This is a genomic window from Bacteroidota bacterium, from assembly GCA_020402865.1.
Lineage (GTDB): Bacteria > Bacteroidota > Bacteroidia > Palsa-965 > Palsa-965.
This window is the reverse complement of sequence record JADBYT010000019.1, coordinates 168,736-186,519: the sequence shown is the minus strand read 5'-3', so window position 1 is coordinate 186,519 and position 17,784 is coordinate 168,736. Positions and strand designations below refer to the sequence as shown.

Below are 17,784 nucleotides of genomic sequence, written 5' to 3'. Positions count from 1 at the left end.
CGCAGCCCGCAGGCCAAAGGCCCAAAGGCTGCGGAAAGTTTTCTTCGGCAAAGCCGAATAAACTTTCCGCTACACTTAAACAAGTCTCCAGACTTGTTTAAGTGTAGCACACGAAGAAATACAGGTTCACACATCCGCAAGTCCATTACCCATACATTACCTTCCCTTCACAATTTTTACAAGTCGCCATAGCCGCGAAATGCGTATCTTCACCGGAGTTTTACGCAGTACACCTGCATTTATTTCTGTAACCTAATCAATGGCCACTTTTTACGAATTCGATCTGAACGACGCGGTGCTCGACGGCATAGAGGCAATGGGCTATGAACAGGCCACGCCGATTCAGGAACTCACCATTCCGATCACCCTCAGCGGGCGCGACCTGATAGCCTGTGCGCAAACCGGCACCGGCAAAACGGCCGCCTATCTGCTGCCCACCCTGCACCGCATTCTCGAACAGCCGCAGCACAGCAAAATACACACCCTCATCGTGTCGCCCACGCGCGAACTGGCTTTGCAAATTGACAATGCACTTACCGGCTTTGCCTACTTTGCCAATGTGAGCAGCATTGCCGTGTATGGCGGCGGCACCGGCGAAAGCTTCGACCGCGAGAAAAAAGCCCTGCAAACCGGCACCGACATTATTGTGGCCACACCCGGCCGCCTGCTGGCGCACCTCAATCTGGGCTATGTGGACTTCAGCAGCATCAAAACCCTCATTCTCGACGAGGCCGACCGCATGCTCGACATGGGCTTTTACGACGACATTATGCGTATCGTATCGCACCTGCCCAAAGAGCGGCAAACGCTCATGTTTTCGGCCACCATGCCGCCGCGTATCCGCCAGATGGCCGCGCAGATTCTGCAAACTCCTGAGCAGGTAAACATAGCCATTTCAAAACCGGCCGAGGGTATTAAGCAAACGGCTTACTGCACCTACAACACACAAAAACTGCCGCTGCTCGAACACATCCTGCAAGCGCAGGAGCTGCTTAGTGTGATCGTGTTTTCGTCCACCAAGCAGAATGTGAAAAACATGGAGCGCGAGCTGAAAAAGCTCGGCCTTTCAGTAGCCGCCATTCACAGCGACCTTGAGCAAAACGAGCGCGAGGAAACCCTGCGCCTTTTCCGCAACCGCGAAATCCGCATCATTGTAGCTACCGACGTGCTTTCGCGCGGTATAGACATTGAAAACATAAGCATGGTGGTGAACTACGACGTGCCCGGCGACGGTGCCGACTATGTACACCGCGTTGGCCGTACAGCCCGCGCCGAATCAACCGGACAGGCGGTTACGTTTATTAATCCCGAAGACATGCGCCGCTTTGGCGCCATTGAACAGCTCATTGGCTACGAAGTAGAAAAAGGCATATTGCCCGAAGCACTTGGCGAAGGCCCGCCCTACACACCCGGAAAATCGGCCCCGCGCGGCGACCGTGGCGGACGTGGCGACAGAGGCGGACGCAGCGGAAAACCGGGCGGAAACCGCAACCGCAATAAAACCCGAAACAACAACGCCAAACCTGCGCAACCCGGACAGGCACAACCCGCTGCCGAAGCCGCTTCGGAAAACACCGAAAAGAAAAAACGTAAAAAACGCCGCCGCAAACCGGGAGGCGAAAACAAACCCGCCCCCGTGGCTCCCGCCCCCGTTAGCTGATTCTTCCCAATCCCCTATTTTTCTATACCATGAACAAAGGACTTAAAATTGGTCTCATTGCCGGCGGCAGCGTAATGGCGCTGGGCGCTGCGGCGTTATTTGTGTGGATGAAATTTGGCAAAACCGATGCACATCTGCGCCTTATCCCCAAAGAAGCCACTACCGTGGCCGTAATTAATGTGCGCAGCCTGTTTACAAAAGCCGATCCGAAAAAACTCATGCTCCTGCCCGTGTTCCAGAAAGCAATGGGAAAAGGCACCATGAGCCCCGAAATGAAACAGGTGCTCGACGACCCGATGAACCTTGGCGCTGATATTACCCAGAACATTGCCGGATTTGTCAATCAGCAGGACGGTGTAACCACAACCGGGCTCGTGTTTAAAATAAACGATGGCGGACAGTTTGCCTCCAACATCGCCAAAATTGGCGGCTACACCCGTCCGAATAAAGTGGATGGCCTTTGGTACATTGCCATTGAACGTTATGTAGGTTTATGCTGGAACGATGAAGCCGGTGTGCTGTTTCTGGGCAATCCGCTTATTGACGAAAGCAACCAGAAACAGGCCGAACGTTTGATGCGTCAGCCCCAGGAATATTCCATTCTCGACAATCCAAACTACAAGGCCTTTGCCGCGCAGGATTTTGATATCGGGCTGATGGTGGATAACAATGTGGTACAGCGCACGGCTGATGCCCGCGACTGGATGGGCATTTACAACATGTTTGGTTCGTCAACAGGATGGACTGATTTGCTGGTGAACTTTGAAGACGAAAGCGTGGATTTTCTCTCTACGGTTCACCATGCCGATGGAACACAGGAAGTATTGCGCACTTCGGGACCCGAGGCCGGGCACCTGGATGCACTGGCCGATAAAAATCCGATTGGTTTCATCAGCCTTGCACTCGACCTTAAAGCGATGCTCGGACAGCTCAGGGCTGATGCCAATACCAAACGCGGGATTGAAGAAATTGAAGATGAAATGGGGATGCCCATGGAAGATATGCTGCGCAGCTTTAACGGCGATATATCACTTGCGCTGACCGATTACCGCAATATTGTGGATGAAGATCCGGTGCTGAAGGAAAAGATGGAAGCCATGCGCAAAATGTATGAGCAGTTCAACAGCCGTTTCGACGGGTTTGAGAGCGATGAATATACTTCTCCGGCCGCCATTGAAGTACCCGTGTTTGTGCTCAATGTGGGAATTACCGATACCGCGTTTCCGGGTAAAATGCTGCGCGAAAAGATTCACATGCAACCTGTAAGCAGCGGACTTTACAGTGCGTCGTCAGGTTTTGGGGCCAATGTGTATGTGGCGATGAAAGGCAAACACATGATTGTAACCAACAGCTACGCCGCCGCAAACGAACTCATCCGCACCGGCCGTTTACAGGGCAAAGCACCTGCCGATACAGATATCAAAGGCGCACTTGCAGGCCGTTTTGAACTCATTCCCGAAAAAATGCCGGCTACTTTTACCGACATGCTGAAAAAGGAAATGGGCAACCGCGACTACATGAACATGGTGCGCTTTGGCAAACCGCTGCAATATGTAAGTCTGAGCGGAAAAGGCAACAGCAACCTGCTACAGGTTCATCTTGTGCCGGCTACCGATGGTTCAAACTCGCTGTACCGCCTGCTGGCGCACACTGCCGAAACCATGAACACATTTTAAGCAGCGCCATGCAAATTACGCTCAGTCAGGTGCTGCCCCATCCGCTGGCCGATTCGCCGCTGGTGCAGGGCAGTGTGTGGAAATCGGAATGCACGGTAAGCAGCGGCGAGTATTTGCTGGTGCAGGCTCCTTCGGGCACAGGCAAAACCACGCTGGTGTCATTGCTCTACGGCCTGCGCAACGATTACAACGGCACGGTTAGTATTGACGGCACCGACATCCGCCGCATTTCGCTCAACGACTGGGCTGCACTGCGCCGCCGCAAGCTTTCGGCTGTGTTTCAGGACATGCGCCTGTTCGGGCAGCTTACGGCGCTTGAAAACATTCAGCTGAAAAACAACCTCACCTCCGCACTCACCGAACAGGAGATTAAACAAATGGCCGAAATGCTTGGCGTGGATCACCGCCTCAACCAAAGCTGCGGCACGCTATCGCTGGGGCAGCAGCAGCGCGTGGCCATTATACGCGCACTGGCACAGCCGTTTGAACTTTTGCTGCTCGACGAGCCTTTCAGTCACCTCGACGATGCAAACGCCGGTATTGCGGCCAAACTGATTACCGAACACTGCACCCGCCACCACGCCGGACTTATGCTTACCAGCCTCGGCGGCTCGGCTCCTTTCTCGTTCACCCGTCAACTCATTATCTGATGCTGCGCCGCCTCCTTTTCCAGCACCGCCAGACCGGCACGCTGATTGTGGCCGTTACCGGCGCATTTATCGGCATGTTTTTGTTGCTCGCTGCCCTGCAACTTTACACCGATGTGGCCAAAGTATTCGGCAGTGAGCAAAACCTCAACGGCACGCAATACCTGGTCATCAACAAAAAAGTAAACCTGCTCAATACGCTTTTCGGCGGCAAAAAAGGCTTTGAACAGGCCGATATTGAAGCACTCAAAGGCATTGAAGGCGTGCAAAACGCCGCACCGCTTACTACCAGCCGCTTCAAAGTAAGCGTAAGCACGCAGGCCGGTGAAGGTTTGCCGGGCATGTACACCCAGCTTTTCTTTGAAGCGGTGCCCGACGGCTTTATGGATGTGAAAACAGCAAGCTGGCGCTGGCGCGAAGGCGACAGTGAAGTGCCCATCATCATCCCGCGCGATTACATGCGGCTGTACAACTTCGGCTTTGCCCCCACGCAGGGCCTGCCGCAGCTTACCGAAGAAGTGGTGGGGCTGATGAGCTTTGAAGTGAAAGTGAGCGGCGCCAAAGGCTCGGCCACCTTCAAAGGCAGGCTGGCCGGTTTCAGCGACAGGATAAACAGCATTCTGGCTCCGCAAAGCTTTATTGATTATGCCAACCAGCAGTACGCCGGCATTGCGCCCGGCAGCGAGGTGCCCAGCCGCGTAATTGTGGCCTGCGAAGGCCGCGGCATGGGCAAACTGGCCGCCTACTTTGCCGATAACGGCTACGAAACCAATGTGGAAAACATGCGCAGCGGACGGCTGCAGGCCGCACTCAATGTGCTTATGACCATTGTGTCGGGCGTGGGCATACTTATTGTGCTGCTTGCCCTGCTCAGTTTTTTGCTGTATGCGCAGCTGCTGCTCAGCAAATCGGCGTGGGAACTGCAAACGCTTATCCGCATTGGCTATACGCCGGGGCAGCTTTGCAAACGCTACATCCGCTTTTATGCCTTGCTGTATGCCGGTGTGCTGGCGCTGGCGCTGGTATGCCTGCTGCTGGGTAAACCTGTGCTGGCCAGTTATCTCGCCTCGCAAAGTCCCGATTTGCAGCTCGACAGCGGCATCAGCCTTAGTGTTGTGCTGGCCGGTTTTGCCTGTGCGGCACTGTTTACAGGTGCCAATTTGCTGGCTATCTGGCGCGGATTGGTAAAACTGGCCCGCAGCTGACAAGGCATTTTCTGGCTCAGTTTTTGCTGGTATGCCGGAGAATTTGTCCCTTCCCAATTTGCTATCTTTACCCGGCAAACCACACGTATGAAACAGCTTCTTACACTTGCATGGCTTGGAATTTCTGCGCTGGCAATGGCGCAGACTCCCGCTCAAAAACCGGCTCAGAAACCTGCACAAAAACCGCAAGCTGCGGCAGCAAAACCGGCAGCCACACAATCGGCAGCGGCAAAACCTGCCGCTAAACCCGCGCCGGCTAAACCCACCGTACCGCCCGCCAAACAGCTCAACCTCAAAGTGCGCGTAAAAGGCGCCTCAGAAGGCAGTGCCGTGCTGGCAAACTACTTTGGCGATAAACAATACATTCAGGACAGCGCCAGAGTAGATGCGAACGGGAATATGCTCTTCAAAAGCACCGAAAAGCATGATGCCGGCATTTATATTATTCAATTTCCCACCGCTTCGGGCCCCAAATACTTTGAAGTTATTCTCCTCGACGGGCAAATGAACTTTGCCATGGAAACCGACACCGCTGATCTGGTAGGCAAAATGAAAATTACCGGCTCGCGCGAGAATGAAATCTTCCAGGAACACAACCTCTATCTCTCCAAAAAATCAAAAGAGATGGAAAAGCTGCAGGCTGAAATGAAAAAAGCCACCGAAGCCAAAGACACGGCCGAGGAAAAGAAAGCGCGCGAAAAAATTACCACACTCGACAGTGAAGTGAAAGCCTACAAGCGCGAGTTTTACCAGAAAAAATACCCCGACAGCTTCTTCTCCAAAGTGCTGCGCGCCATGGACGAACCCGACCTGCTGCCCTACGATAAATGTCCCCGACTGGCAAACGGCAACATCGACTCGGCATACAACAACCGCAACTATAAACTGCACTACTGGGATGGTTTTGATTTCAGCGACGGACGCATGCTGCGCACACCGGTGTATCACAACAAAATCAAATTCTATTTAGAGAAAATTACCGCGCCGGACCCGGATTCAATAATCAAAGCGGCACACTGGATTATTGCACAAACCCACGACAGTGATTTGTTTAAATATGCAGTGCATTATGTAACTTATACCTACGAGGTATCAAAGGTAATGGGCTACGATGCCATTTTTGTGAATATGGTGCAAACCTATCACATGAAAGGTAAAGTGTGGTGGCTGAATGAAACACAACTCAAGAAAATTATTGACCGTGCAGAAAAACTGAAATACACCTTAATTGGTGCCAGCGCAGTAAATATTCAACTGCCTGATGCCAATGGTGTGATCCGCCAGCTGCAGTATGTAAATGCCGATTATACGATTGTAATTTTCTGGGAACCCACCTGCGGCCACTGCAAACATGATATTCCCATTATCAAAACCTATTACGATTCGTTGCGGGCAGCGGGTGTATCGGTTGAAGTGTATGCAATTAATGCAGAATACGATTCGCTTTCTTGGAAAAAGTTTATAGCCGATAATAAACTTACCTGGGTAAACGTAATGTCAACCGATGCGCAGAAAGTAGCCAACTATAAATATTTTTACGATGTATATAGCACGCCTACGCTCTACATTCTCGACAAGAACAAGAAAATTTTTGCCAAACGTCTGGATGCAAAAGGTGTGGAAACCTTCCTAAACCGCCGCATCAACGACGATCGTAAAAAGGCCTCGCCGAAATAATTTTTACCGCCCAGCGTTTAGCATATACTATGAACCGCATTCTCATTCTTACCGCAGCCGTTTCGCTGGCCATTTTTACCTCCTGCCGCTCACGCCGCGACGGGCCTACGAATGAATACAAGAATGCCAAAACGCACACCAGCGAAACCATACTGAAAGATCATCAGAAAGCGCAGAAACGTGCCGAGAAGGCCGCTAAGAAACAGGGCAAGCGGGCACGCAAGAAAATGAATAAACGCAACAGCGATTTCTTTAAAGGATAAAAATCGAAGCGGCTCTTCTGTAAAGTTGAGCCGCTTTGCTTTGGCAATCATTTAGTTTTATTTGAAACGTATGATTACGCAACACATACAGCAAACCCTTCATTTAATGCGTCAAGAAATAAACTGGCATAACTGGCGTTCGGGCGAAATAATACTGGAAGTTATTGAACGACCTGCGCAGTTGCATACGTTTGATGAACTGTTTGCTCATCTCTCTGCAGAATGTGGAATTGACCGCCATCCTGACAAGGAAAAATTTTATTCGCACACTCGAGATGAAGCAATGACGGCGATTGATTACGGATTGTCCATCAAACAGAATTATACCTGGCTTGATTATCCATTTGAAAATTATCAGCGTAAATTTCTTGCACAACAGTTCTTTTCTCTCTTTGTAAATCCTGTTTATTTTACCATTCAAACCGGACTGAAACAAAAGAGAAAAGTGTTTGCTGATTTCACGAATCAGCATGGCACATTTGCGGCGGATGAAGCACACATTGGTATTTTCTGGATTTACGATGTGTATTGAAATTACTCCCCCGGCTGCGCCTTCGCCCAATCCAAAATTCCGTTGTAATACGCCATTGCCACCTGAAACGTGCGCGCATCGGGGCCGGGATTGCTGCTTTGCGCGGCCTGCATGAGCAGTGTGCATTCCTGCGCATTGTCCTGATACAATGTTTCGCCATACACCAATGTGCCCTGCACCAAACGGCAAAGCGAAAGGTTGCGGCAATACACACCCGGCTGCCCGGTGGTGATGCAGCTGGTTTGTAAATACGTGGCATCTTTGGGTGTAGCCAGCGGCACATTCAGCTCCGACTCAAAACGACGTGTTACAGCGCCTGAAAACGTAATGCTGTTCACCAGTTCCTCCGTAAGCAGGAGGCGGAGAAAATCGAAACGTTTTTCGCTGTCTGAAAGTTCGCCGCTGTGGAAGCTGCCGGGTGCAAACGCCATGTTGTAATTGCGCACGGTGGTTTGCTTCCAGTCGGTGTTGGTTTCGTCCACGTTGTAGTGGATAATTACCGTAAGGTCGGGGCGGAATGCGTTGATGCGTTCGGCACGTTTGCGCAGTTCAGCATCGCGGAAAACGTAGCGGAAAATGAGGCGGTCGTCGCCCGTGAGGCGCGGCTGTTTCAGCTTTTTCAGGTTGGCATCGCCGGGCCTTACTTTAAGCAGCGAGTCGAGTGTGCGCGGATAATCGTCTTTCTTCCACTGCTCATACGTTTTACCGAAAGCCGTAACGCCGTATTCGCGTGTGAACATCACTTCGGCACCGGCGCTGCGCAGTTGCAGGGCCAGCAGCGTGGCGGTTTGCCAGGTAAGCTTTGATTCGAAGAAGTTGATGCGCACACTGTCGGCGCCGGTGCCGGCCACGTAAAAATCGAGGTACTTATCCTCTACCCGGCTGCTGGCCGAGTCGTGTGCAAAATGACCGGGGTCGAGTGCGATGCGCAGTCCGTTGAGCGGCAATGTAGCCGTGGGGGCAAAATCGCCATGCTTGTGCGTACCCAGCTGGTAGTAGGTTTTGGTGATTTCGGGCGGAAACGGGCCATTGCCTTTTTCGAGCATGATGCGCCGTGCTTCTTCGCGCGGGGCGTGAGCGAGAATGGCTTTGTAAATGGGCAGTTCGTTCCAGCTTACGCGGTATTCGGCCTTTCCGGCGGCTTTGGCGGCTGCATCGGCGTAAATATTTACACCGAATAAATCAATGTGGTAATGCGCGCCCAATGCCCCGCTGCGGTCGAGCAGCAGTTTTGTGCGTTGCGTGTAATGCTTCATCAGGCTGTCGGCCCCGAAAACGGGTATTTGTGCATGCAGTGTGGTGCAGGCAAGCAGCAGAAACGTAATGCAAAAACGTGTAAGCATAAGTGTATCGGAGTGAGAAATAATCGTGCCGTTTATGTGCGTTTTGGCCGGCGGTTTATACATTTTGAAATCCTACGGCCATTGGCATATTCGCGCACCACAGTCCGGCGGCCGTCGCAGCGGCTTTTCTCAAAACGGATGCGCCTGCCCTGGCTGTAAAGCGTTTGTTTCATGCGTAAATCGCGGCAGGGGCGGCCTTCGCGGGTAAACTGCCGCACTAATTTGTAGGTTTCCGTTTTGCGTCCGGCTGAGTCGAATGCCGTGCGCACAATTTTTTCTTTTTTGTACGGGCTGCCCGGATCGGGCCGGCGGCGTGTGGTAGTGTACGTTGTTGTGCGTGTGCTGACTTTTCCGTTAGCGTGATGAACAACCTCTGTTTTGTGTACGGTGCGCAGCTGCGCGTGAAGCGGGAAAGCAGCGCAAAACAGAAGAAGGGTTAGTAACACTCTCACGCCATAAAGATAAGCATTGACAGTTGCAATGCGTGACGGCGCTGCTTACCTTTGCGGCATGACACTGCGCGAACGCAACCTGCTTACCGAATGCACTTTCCGCGCCACCCGTTCGGGCGGTAAAGGCGGGCAGCACGTTAATAAAGTCTCGTCGCGCATGGAGCTTACGTTTGATATTCCCGCCTCGCAACTGCTGAGCGACGAAGAAAAAATCCGCCTGCAGGAAAAACTCGCCTCCAAACTCACCACCGAAGGTATTCTGCGCATTACCGAAGACAGCGACCGCTCGCAGCACGAAAACAAAGAGCGCATTGGTAAAAAATTTTACCGCCTGCTCGAAGCCGCACTGAAACCGGAAAAAAAGCGCCTTAAAACCAAAGTGCCCAAAGCCGTAAAAGCTAAACGCCGCGAAGATAAGGCCAAACGTTCGGAAGTGAAGGCATTGCGCAGAGAGAAAATGTAACCTGCTTATCTCCTTCATACGTTGTACTGACCGGATGGAGGTAACACCGGAATCCAATTCCCTGTTTCTCCATTACGCACACAGGTATTTCTACGCCCTTTTTTTCCACTCACAACAAAAAGCTGTCGTTTACTACAATTTCCTGCTGCTGCCTGACCGGGCTGCTACTTTCGTGTCATCACTAAAACAAAAAACCTATGACACCAAATCCAAATCTTCCGGTAGGCAGCATCGTAATGTTCTATGGCGATATTGACCATCTTCCCATTGGATGGGAATACTGCGATGGTACAAGCGGCACACCTGATCTTCGCGATCTGTTTATTGTTGGCGCAGGCAGAACTTACAATCTGGGAGCAAGTGGCGGACAAAACACCGTAACACTTACAACCGATCAAATTCCGGCCCACTCGCACAAATACCAGCAGTTCAATCTGGTTAACATTGACTGGAAATCAGGCGGAGATCTCTCTCCGATGAATGGTACAGGCAGTAATCTTCCCGGCATCACAGAGAGCACCGGTGGTGGAATGCCGCATGAAAACCGGCCTCCTTTTTATGCGCTGTTCTACATTATGAAAGTTAGCTGAACAGTACAGCATTCTTAACCTAAAAAACAATACATATGGGATTCGATTTCAGCAAAGCCGTCAGTGTGATCAGGGCACTCAAAGGGTTATACAGCAACCAGAATAATGAAGTTTCCTATATCATAGGTTGCATTCTCGGCAATAAAGAGGGACTTGAAAATCTGTTGACCACGATCGGCGAAAGCATAATTACCGATTTGCAGAATATTTATGCAGCAATGCAACAAAATAATCTGATCAAGGAATGGTCGGGAATTGCCAGTACGCTGAATTACACACACGATCTGCTCAAAACCTATCACAGCGATCTTAGCTCGGTTTCCAGCAAAAACGGCACGTTCAACGGCATGATAACTGTGGATGCCGGCGCAAAACAAATTAAGTTCAGCGACTGGTGTCTGGGATGTGTGGATTCAAACGGAACTGTTCGCCCTTCGGCATTGAAGCAGCTCGACGAATTGATCAATTCGTCGGTAATCACTAATCCATCGATATCCAGTCTGAGCGGAATTTTTTCAACCGCCACACCGGCCGGTGGTTCCGGTACGCTGGGCGCAGATGCTGTATCAACCTGGGCATCGATGGTGTTACTTGCAAAGGAAAACAACAATGTAACCAGTCTTTCCGGTTCGTTCAAAGACGAAACTCAGTACGAGTCGATGATACGGCTGATGGACTATACCTTCGCGCTGGTATCAATGACACTTTACCTGCACGATACGGCGCTGCTGTTGCTCATCGCTTCTACCGGTTCAAACAGCAATAACCTCAGCCTGATTAAAGGTATTCAAACGAATTTCGGCAGTTATTCCGACACTTCCAGCGTGTGGGGAACCTTTGCAAGCGAGTTTAACGAACTTTCTACCGGTAATATTAACCAGCAGGCCTTCAACAATCAGTCTGCTTACACGGTAGATCCGGCTACACGCACCGACTACAATCAGGTAACCCGCCACATTGCCAGCTATCCCACTGACTCCATCATTCCGGAATACGATCAGTATGCATGGGCCCTTTGTTCAAATCAAATCAGTATTGCGGGCAATCAGAATTATCCCAATTCCTTTTTCGGCTCACTTGGTTTAACCAACCTCAATCCGGAGGGCAGCCCCAATTTCGGCGAATGGCTGTACCTCGCTGTACAGGGCACGGTGGTTAGCATAAACGATAACATGCAGCTCAGTACAAACGGGCTTTATCCTTCACTCGATTTTTATAATAACCCGTGGAACTGGGGAGGAACAACTTATACTCCTGCAATATATGATATAGGCACGTTTGAAGGCAGCTATGTAACTCCGCCGGTACATGAAAATCCGGACCATATAAGCGTAATTACAGGGTTTCAGCTTGTATGTATCAACAACGGTGCGGGAGCTTTCAACCTTGCGCTTGCGCTGCAATTCGGTGTGCTTGATGTAAGTGATCCCACACAGCCTGTAGTATCCACACCCGATACCACATTCTATGCACCATCCTACACGCAGGCGCTCGGCTTTCAGGATTACGTGTGTACAAACCAGTCGGGCAACTACGACAATACTGCACAGGAAATCAGGCCGGCAATACTCACTAATGCTGCGCTCTGCAGGCTTACCAATGGTATTAATGCGATTAATGTACAGGCTGCTCCGCAAATTTATAAAGCCGGATTCTTACAGCCGGCATCGCTCAAGTCGCCGCTGCCTAATGAATATGTAAGTCCACAGACACCAGTGGCAAGCTGATTTTTTGAAAAGATGCTTTAAAACGTGCCCGTCAAACATGCGGGCACGTTTTGTTTTACCTTAACGAAGATTATTCCGAAAACTACGCGATACCGGAATTTCATGTCCGTGTACAATTAATGCTGCCGAGGATCGCTGCGCGATATAATCAGAATTAACAATATACGAGCGGTGTACACGAATAAATGAATCAGGTAATTCATGCGCAATATCTTTAAGCAGCTTACGCTGCACAAGTGTTTCGCGGAGTGTCACAATTTCGATATATACGCCGTCGGAGCGAATGAAAAGGATGTCTGCGGGATGCAGATCTTCAAAGCCACGCAGTACTTTTACCTGCAACTTGGGAACAAGGCCGAGTGCAATGATTTCCAGCGCGGCCTGCACATCGCTTTGCCGGAATGGTTTGGTGATATAGGCTCTTGGAGCCAGCCGTGCAGCCGCTTTCAGCGTTTGGGCGTCCTGATTGGCAGTAAGAAAAATAAATGGTTTTTGCCGCCCGTGTAATTCCTCCGCCAGATCGAGACCACTGAGTTTATCGGCAAGAAAGATATCCACGATTGCCGCATCAAAACGCCAGTCTGTTTTATGCAGAAAGTCCTCGCCGCTGTAAAAAATTCCTTTCACACGATAGCCCAATGTATCAAGCAATTCACTAAGATGATTTGCTGCGAAGAACTCGTCTTCAATGATTACCAGTTCAATTTTAGCCATGAAAGTAAAATTGATAATGACCGTTCGACAGATTGACATTGAATTCCGTTCCGCCGATACGATCGACAAGACCACGAATCAGACGGCTTCCGGTGCCTTTGGCAGTAAGCGGATTGTGTACGGAATTATCGCGGTAATCAAAACGGTATCTGTCTCCCAGTTTTACTACCTCAACCTGAATGTCACCTGTCTGCCCGGTGCGGTGTTCGATTGTATTGGCCAGCATTTCGTTAAGAATTAAACCAAAATACACAATGCGTTCACTGCGTATTGGTGCAGGTTCAATAGTACAACGTACAGCGGGAAAATCAGCGGCTATATCAGCATAAAGTCCGGCTATAGCCACGAAGTATTTGTCGAGCGCCACAAACTCGTTGTGTTCATCGGCAGAAAGATGTTCGTGCAGCGCGCCGATAGTGCGTATTTTCTGAGCCATTCGCTGAAAAGCGGCAGATGTATCATGCTGCATTTCGGTTTTGGAATAATGCAGCAGGGAAATTACCATTTGCAGGTTGTTCTTGATTCGGTGATTGCTTTCAATCATCAGAAGCCTGTATTTTTCATTACTTACCTGCAAATCGAGATTGACACTTTTGAGTCTTCGGCGGAGCGTGCGTTCGCGCAACAGCAAAGCAATCACGACAACGATAAGTGTCGTAAGCAAAAGGGAAAACAAAATCAGATCACGCGTACGTCGCGATTCACGATCGAGAGCCTGTTGCTGCATGGAAAGACGGTCATGCAACTGCCGCGTTTCATACAATGTACGGAAAGCGTTCACCTGAGCCGAGTTGATCGCTTCCAGATTGGCAATGTGGCTTCGGTCGGCCATGGCCGACCACTGTTGTGCCGCTACAGAATCTTTACTGAAATTAAGGGCATAGCTTGCAGCAATACGGTAAAGTTCAATCTCGGCAGTATGCCATTTCCGGTCTTTTATCAGCGGAACCAACTCGCTTATTATCAAACCCGCATGTAAACTATCCTGCAGCGACATGTAGCAGCGCAGCACATTGGTCATTGCTCCGACATAATTATGTGTATCCCGGAGGCTTTCGAAAAGTTGTGCGGCATGAAGCAAATAAGCCAGTCCTTTTTCATGATCATCGGAATACATGCGGTAGCCAAGCTGATTGTATAAACTGGCTTCTTCTGCCGGAAGATGCACCCTGCCCGACAAATGCAGCGCACTGTCGAGATAAGTAAAGACAGAATCGTCACGATGAAGTAAATTCGGATTATGCCATTCATCGTAAATGGCGGCAATACGGCCAAGGCGTCGTACCTGTAATTCGGGATACGCATTGCCGTTTCCGAGTGATTGCAGTTGCTCAAGGCCTTTCTCATAATCGCCTGTTTTCCGGAAGAGTTCGCCCAACTCAATACCCGCTTCAAACCGCTGTCTCTCCAAATTCAGAGTACCGGCAATAGAAATTGCAGCATTGATCTCATTGATTGCAGGGCCAAACAACGAAGCATCACTGTATGCAAGAGCCTGCCTGTAATGCTTCTTGTATGCATCGGGTACAGGGGCTTGGGCAGATAATACTGCAGAACAGAAAAAAATAAACAGCAGCAGGCAACAGCACCAACGAACTGGTTTAAGACACATGCTCAAAAATAGCAAGCGTCACAAAACAGATTACAGGTATAATATCGTGTTTTAAATACGAATCTGCTTAAAGTCCGGATTATAAAACACCGCAACGGAAACTGCAGTTAAACAGGTATAGACTTTACCTGCTGCATTGGTTAATAAAGACGATTTCCAATTATATTCCCGCACCTCATAATAAACCGGTATTGACAACGCAGGTCTGCACATAGTAAGTTTGCAAAAGCTGACCCGTTTCTAATTCTTCCAGTCACATGACCATTCACGAAGCCCACCAGATCGTGCGTGAAGCGCGTATGCTTAAAATAAGCGCACAACGCATCCACACCGGCCCCGACCGCTATGCCGTTTCCTTTGGCAGCCGCAGCGAACATTTATTTAACCGCTTTGAAGCGGCGCAGAGTTATTTACTGGCGTGGAAAATTGAACGGGTAGCGTAGTTTTGCACACAGGTTATCTCTTCCAAACAATTCTTATTGGTATGCTGAGCAAAATATTTACCGGCTTGTTGTTACACAAACCCGGCTCCCACAATGGCATTGAGTCTAACACCTTTAACATACTTTTTTCGGAAGGCGTATATTCTGCAGGTTTCTTTTTGGCAATTCTTCCGCCAAGTACTTTTCCTGTGTTGTCCACCACGAAGACCAGATGAAAGGTTGTTTGTAAATCGCTTGTATCTGTTAATCTGCATCGGGAAGTAAAAAAATTCAACAGCGCCAGTTCACCTCCCGGATATGTGGGCATCGCCTCTACAAACGCACATACGTTTTTCCCGCTAACACTATCGAACTGAGCAGGACAGCAACTTTCGCCCGCCAAATGAAAATTCGCGCCTCCTTTCCCGCCCAACATACCCAGCAGAAAAACGAATGCAAACGAAAAGAAAAACGGAGTTGCTTTCATATCTTACAAAACCGGTGCAGGCCCCGCCACATCGGCCAACGCCGAAAGTGGCTGCAAATTACTGATTTCTGCTTCCTGTAGTTTAATGCGCGAAAGATGTCCCAAACGCATCTCAGTCTGATACTCGCCAATTACATTATCGAGCAGGATAAACATGGCACCGTTCCAGATATCGTCTTCTTTGTAGTTACGTATATGCAGTTCGATGGCTAATTTATCACCTTCGGGAGTGGCGCGGAAGTAAATATCATCGTAAGAAACCCTCAGCGGGCCATATTCAAGTACCGTAAATTCTTTCTTGGGCTGGCGAAAGGCGAAGATTGTCCATTGCGCCAGTTCGGGAGCCAGATGCACAAGGTCGATAACTATGGGAAAAACGCTTTTGATACCGTCGGCCGAAATAACCAGTTCGCGCTTCCCGTTTTCGCGCACGGGGCCTATTTCAAAGGTAAGCGATTTGTTTACCTCACTGAGCTTTGCTTTAAGCTGGTGAAGGTCGTGTTGTACGTGGGTGCTTTTTTCTATGTTGAAGTAATGTGTGCTTACGGAGGAAAACCAGTTCCAGAATGCAGTGTATTGAGCAGGTGAAGAAACAGACATAGAAAAAAGATTGAGTGATAAAGATAATGTCCCCGCCTCTCTTTTTCAATGTAGGTTGAAGCATTATTTCCCGAAACTCATCACACATCTTTTTTTGCCCGCTCCTCGCCGGCTTTTTTCAGTTCGTCGAGAAGCACTGTTTTTATCGGTACGCCGCGCAACCGGGCCACAGTCCACATATACACTTCGTTGAATCCGAGAAGCGGCACCGTGGAAGACTGTTTTCTGTTTTGCATGATGAGTTCGGCAATAAATTTTTCCCGCACTTTGTGTATTGCCGAAGTGCTGGTGGTTTCAGAAAGCTGTTCGATATGGCGGAGTATGAGCAATTCGAAATTATTTTCTGTCTCTGCTTTGCGGAAATGTCTTTTGCCGGCGCGTGTGAGGTATTCGTTCAAATCAGGGTTGCCAAGTTCATACTGAATAACGGGCCTGAGCACAATGGCAAAATCGCGTATATCGATCCGGGCCTTGCGTGTATGAATACGGAGAATGCGGTTAACGAGTTTGCCCGCAGCCTGAAACCGCTCAGCCATAAATTCGGCCACCGCAAAGTTGCAGAGAAAGGGCAGCACCTGCACCTCTGTAAGATAGGCTGCCTGCTGTTTCATCCAGCTTTCTATTTCAGGAATCAGGGCAATGGCCTCTTCCGGCTTACCGGTGTTGAGACACAAAATGAAACGATGATGAAACAAAGTTTCACGAAACGCACGGAGCCTGTCGGGAGGTAACGCATCTATTTCATGCAACGAAAGCAGATCGGCATGTAATTCGTCGGGGTTTACGGTAGAATAAAGGCAGGCATTCTGGTAATATTTGCAAATCAGCATAAGCAAATCAGGCTGATCGGCCTGCCATGTTTTATTCTTTTTCCATGCAGCCAGTAAATTTCTGTAGCGTTCAATAGTCTGTTCGGGGTTGCGCAAAAACACATCATGCATACCCAGAATATTCACCGCCAGAGCCGATTCGATATAGGCACTGGCATTTAAATGAGCTGCTACAACCGGCGCATTGGCAAGAACACTCACCTGCCCTGTGATTGCCGGATCGCGCGAAAATGGGTACTGCTGTGCCAGCGCAAGAATTGCATCGTGTCTGAACCGAAGTTCGCGCAGAGCCTGATGCTTTTCAAGTATTTCTTTTTCCTCCTGCCTCAATGCCGACATTGCTTCGATAACCTGATTGGGCGGAAGCTGCAACACAAGCAACAACTCGATTTCAATACATTGCAGCAAACAAGCATAACGGCTCGATATGAGCGCCTGCTTCTTTGTTTTATTCAGCAGTTTGCGCGCCGGCTTGTAAAACTTCCGCGCATACAGTATGCTTACTTCATCTAACCGGGCACGCAGCATTGCATCAATACCCGATTCTTTATTCAGCATACGCAGACAGTCGAGAATAAGTTCGCGCAGACGCATAGAAAGCGTGGGCAGATTTTTGCGCCAGGGCAACGGCACTTCATCTCCCCCGCCAGATTTACTGAGCCAATGAAATAAATCCAACACCTGACTCGCCGAACCCGAACGCGCCTTGCCTATCAGACTCACGTATCTTTTCTCAGACGGAGTAAGTAGTTGTACCTGCTTTTTGAGTTCACTATCAATATTCATGAATATTAGATTATATATATTAATATAGAAAAAATAGAATAAATAAAAGCTATTCAGGCAAAAATATTATTCCCGGATTGTATATTATAACCAATAAA

General features: G+C 49.5%; 18 protein-coding genes. 11 read left to right on the top strand and 7 right to left on the bottom strand.

Going from position 1 to position 17,784, the window contains the following annotated elements; translation table 11 throughout:
* Positions 1–259 precede the first annotated feature (259 nt).
* From IM638_14035 to IM638_14005, 7 genes are all read left to right on the top strand, one after another.
* Positions 260–1,660: a DEAD/DEAH box helicase gene (locus IM638_14035; GenBank protein ID MCA6364152.1), complete on the top strand. Its 1,401-nt coding sequence runs from the start codon at positions 260–262 to the stop codon at positions 1,658–1,660.
* A gap of 29 nt (positions 1,661–1,689) precedes the next feature.
* Positions 1,690–3,336: a DUF4836 family protein gene (locus tag IM638_14030; GenBank protein ID MCA6364151.1), complete on the top strand. Its 1,647-nt coding sequence runs from the start codon at positions 1,690–1,692 to the stop codon at positions 3,334–3,336.
* An 8-nt stretch (positions 3,337–3,344) separates the two neighbouring features.
* Positions 3,345–3,986, top strand: a complete 642-nt coding sequence (locus IM638_14025) for an ATP-binding cassette domain-containing protein (protein MCA6364150.1) — start codon at positions 3,345–3,347, stop codon at positions 3,984–3,986.
* Entirely contained in the window at positions 3,986–5,188 is a 1,203-nt protein-coding gene (locus tag IM638_14020) for a hypothetical protein (protein ID MCA6364149.1), read from the top strand. Before IM638_14025 ends, IM638_14020 begins: the two co-directional genes overlap by 1 nt.
* A gap of 87 nt (positions 5,189–5,275) precedes the next feature.
* Positions 5,276–6,865 (top strand): DUF5106 domain-containing protein, encoded by a 1,590-nt coding sequence (locus IM638_14015; GenBank protein ID MCA6364148.1) that lies wholly within the window; start codon positions 5,276–5,278, stop codon positions 6,863–6,865.
* A 29-nt stretch (positions 6,866–6,894) separates the two neighbouring features.
* The gene (locus tag IM638_14010) at positions 6,895–7,128 is read left to right on the top strand and encodes a hypothetical protein (protein MCA6364147.1); all 234 of its coding nucleotides are present in this window, start codon (positions 6,895–6,897) and stop codon (positions 7,126–7,128) included.
* 70 nt (positions 7,129–7,198) lie between these two features.
* Positions 7,199–7,660: a hypothetical protein gene (locus IM638_14005; GenBank protein ID MCA6364146.1), complete on the top strand. Its 462-nt coding sequence runs from the start codon at positions 7,199–7,201 to the stop codon at positions 7,658–7,660.
* A 2-nt stretch (positions 7,661–7,662) separates the two neighbouring features.
* Here the strand turns inward: IM638_14005 and IM638_14000 are convergent, their stop codons facing one another.
* Entirely contained in the window at positions 7,663–9,066 is a 1,404-nt protein-coding gene (locus tag IM638_14000; GenBank protein ID MCA6364145.1) for an N-acetylmuramoyl-L-alanine amidase, read from the bottom strand.
* On the bottom strand, positions 9,036–9,455 hold the full coding sequence (locus IM638_13995) for a hypothetical protein (protein ID MCA6364144.1): 420 nt from the start codon (positions 9,453–9,455) through the stop codon (positions 9,036–9,038). Before IM638_13995 ends, IM638_14000 begins: the two co-directional genes overlap by 31 nt.
* Before the next feature lie 58 nt (positions 9,456–9,513).
* On the opposite strand from IM638_13995, the gene arfB reads away from it, so the two are divergent.
* The 3 genes from arfB to IM638_13980 all read left to right on the top strand — a co-directional run bounded on the left by arfB (position 9,514) and on the right by IM638_13980 (position 12,235).
* The gene (gene arfB, locus IM638_13990; protein MCA6364143.1) at positions 9,514–9,918 is read left to right on the top strand and encodes an aminoacyl-tRNA hydrolase; all 405 of its coding nucleotides are present in this window, start codon (positions 9,514–9,516) and stop codon (positions 9,916–9,918) included.
* A gap of 197 nt (positions 9,919–10,115) precedes the next feature.
* Positions 10,116–10,508, top strand: coding sequence for a phage tail protein (locus tag IM638_13985; GenBank protein ID MCA6364142.1), 393 nt, complete (start codon positions 10,116–10,118; stop codon positions 10,506–10,508).
* A gap of 35 nt (positions 10,509–10,543) precedes the next feature.
* Positions 10,544–12,235, top strand: coding sequence for a hypothetical protein (locus tag IM638_13980; protein ID MCA6364141.1), 1,692 nt, complete (start codon positions 10,544–10,546; stop codon positions 12,233–12,235).
* Positions 12,236–12,295: 60 nt separating this feature from the next.
* Here the strand turns inward: IM638_13980 and IM638_13975 are convergent, their stop codons facing one another.
* Both IM638_13975 and IM638_13970 read right to left on the bottom strand, forming a co-directional pair.
* Positions 12,296–12,949 (bottom strand): response regulator transcription factor, encoded by a 654-nt coding sequence (locus IM638_13975; protein ID MCA6364140.1) that lies wholly within the window; start codon positions 12,947–12,949, stop codon positions 12,296–12,298.
* A complete protein-coding gene (locus tag IM638_13970) occupies positions 12,942–14,360 on the bottom strand; it encodes a sensor histidine kinase (GenBank protein ID MCA6364139.1) in 1,419 nt (472 codons plus the stop codon). The genes IM638_13975 and IM638_13970 overlap by 8 nt, the downstream gene beginning before the upstream one ends.
* A 458-nt stretch (positions 14,361–14,818) precedes the next feature.
* On the opposite strand from IM638_13970, the gene IM638_13965 reads away from it, so the two are divergent.
* Positions 14,819–15,004 carry a hypothetical protein gene (locus IM638_13965; GenBank protein MCA6364138.1) on the top strand — a complete coding sequence of 62 codons (186 nt, stop codon included), beginning with the start codon at positions 14,819–14,821 and terminating at the stop codon, positions 15,002–15,004.
* Between the two features lie 13 nt (positions 15,005–15,017).
* Here the strand turns inward: IM638_13965 and IM638_13960 are convergent, their stop codons facing one another.
* The 3 genes from IM638_13960 to IM638_13950 form a co-directional block, all read right to left on the bottom strand.
* Entirely contained in the window at positions 15,018–15,470 is a 453-nt protein-coding gene (locus tag IM638_13960; GenBank protein MCA6364137.1) for a hypothetical protein, read from the bottom strand.
* A gap of 3 nt (positions 15,471–15,473) precedes the next feature.
* Entirely contained in the window at positions 15,474–16,070 is a 597-nt protein-coding gene (locus IM638_13955) for a hypothetical protein (GenBank protein MCA6364136.1), read from the bottom strand.
* An 80-nt stretch (positions 16,071–16,150) separates the two neighbouring features.
* Complete coding sequence (locus IM638_13950) at positions 16,151–17,686, bottom strand: hypothetical protein (GenBank protein MCA6364135.1); 1,536 nt, start codon at positions 17,684–17,686, stop codon at positions 16,151–16,153.
* Positions 17,687–17,784: the final 98 nt, after the last annotated feature.

What these genes read in the sequence shown, in the direction of transcription:
- IM638_14035 (MCA6364152.1), top strand. Translation starts at nt 260, where the DNA reads ATGGCCACTTTTTACGAATTCGATCTGAACGACGCGGTGCTCGACGGC.
- IM638_14030 (MCA6364151.1), top strand. Translation starts at nt 1,690, where the DNA reads ATGAACAAAGGACTTAAAATTGGTCTCATTGCCGGCGGCAGCGTAATG.
- IM638_14025 (MCA6364150.1), top strand. Translation starts at nt 3,345, where the DNA reads ATGCAAATTACGCTCAGTCAGGTGCTGCCCCATCCGCTGGCCGATTCG.
- IM638_14020 (MCA6364149.1), top strand. Translation starts at nt 3,986, where the DNA reads ATGCTGCGCCGCCTCCTTTTCCAGCACCGCCAGACCGGCACGCTGATT.
- IM638_14015 (MCA6364148.1), top strand. Translation starts at nt 5,276, where the DNA reads ATGAAACAGCTTCTTACACTTGCATGGCTTGGAATTTCTGCGCTGGCA.
- IM638_14010 (MCA6364147.1), top strand. Translation starts at nt 6,895, where the DNA reads ATGAACCGCATTCTCATTCTTACCGCAGCCGTTTCGCTGGCCATTTTT.
- IM638_14005 (MCA6364146.1), top strand. Translation starts at nt 7,199, where the DNA reads ATGATTACGCAACACATACAGCAAACCCTTCATTTAATGCGTCAAGAA.
- IM638_14000 (MCA6364145.1), bottom strand. Translation starts at nt 9,066, where the DNA reads ATGTATAAACCGCCGGCCAAAACGCACATAAACGGCACGATTATTTCT.
- arfB (MCA6364143.1), top strand. Translation starts at nt 9,514, where the DNA reads ATGACACTGCGCGAACGCAACCTGCTTACCGAATGCACTTTCCGCGCC.
- IM638_13985 (MCA6364142.1), top strand. Translation starts at nt 10,116, where the DNA reads ATGACACCAAATCCAAATCTTCCGGTAGGCAGCATCGTAATGTTCTAT.
- IM638_13980 (MCA6364141.1), top strand. Translation starts at nt 10,544, where the DNA reads ATGGGATTCGATTTCAGCAAAGCCGTCAGTGTGATCAGGGCACTCAAA.
- IM638_13975 (MCA6364140.1), bottom strand. Translation starts at nt 12,949, where the DNA reads ATGGCTAAAATTGAACTGGTAATCATTGAAGACGAGTTCTTCGCAGCA.
- IM638_13965 (MCA6364138.1), top strand. Translation starts at nt 14,819, where the DNA reads ATGACCATTCACGAAGCCCACCAGATCGTGCGTGAAGCGCGTATGCTT.
- IM638_13960 (MCA6364137.1), bottom strand. Translation starts at nt 15,470, where the DNA reads ATGAAAGCAACTCCGTTTTTCTTTTCGTTTGCATTCGTTTTTCTGCTG.
- IM638_13955 (MCA6364136.1), bottom strand. Translation starts at nt 16,070, where the DNA reads ATGTCTGTTTCTTCACCTGCTCAATACACTGCATTCTGGAACTGGTTT.
- IM638_13950 (MCA6364135.1), bottom strand. Translation starts at nt 17,686, where the DNA reads ATGAATATTGATAGTGAACTCAAAAAGCAGGTACAACTACTTACTCCG.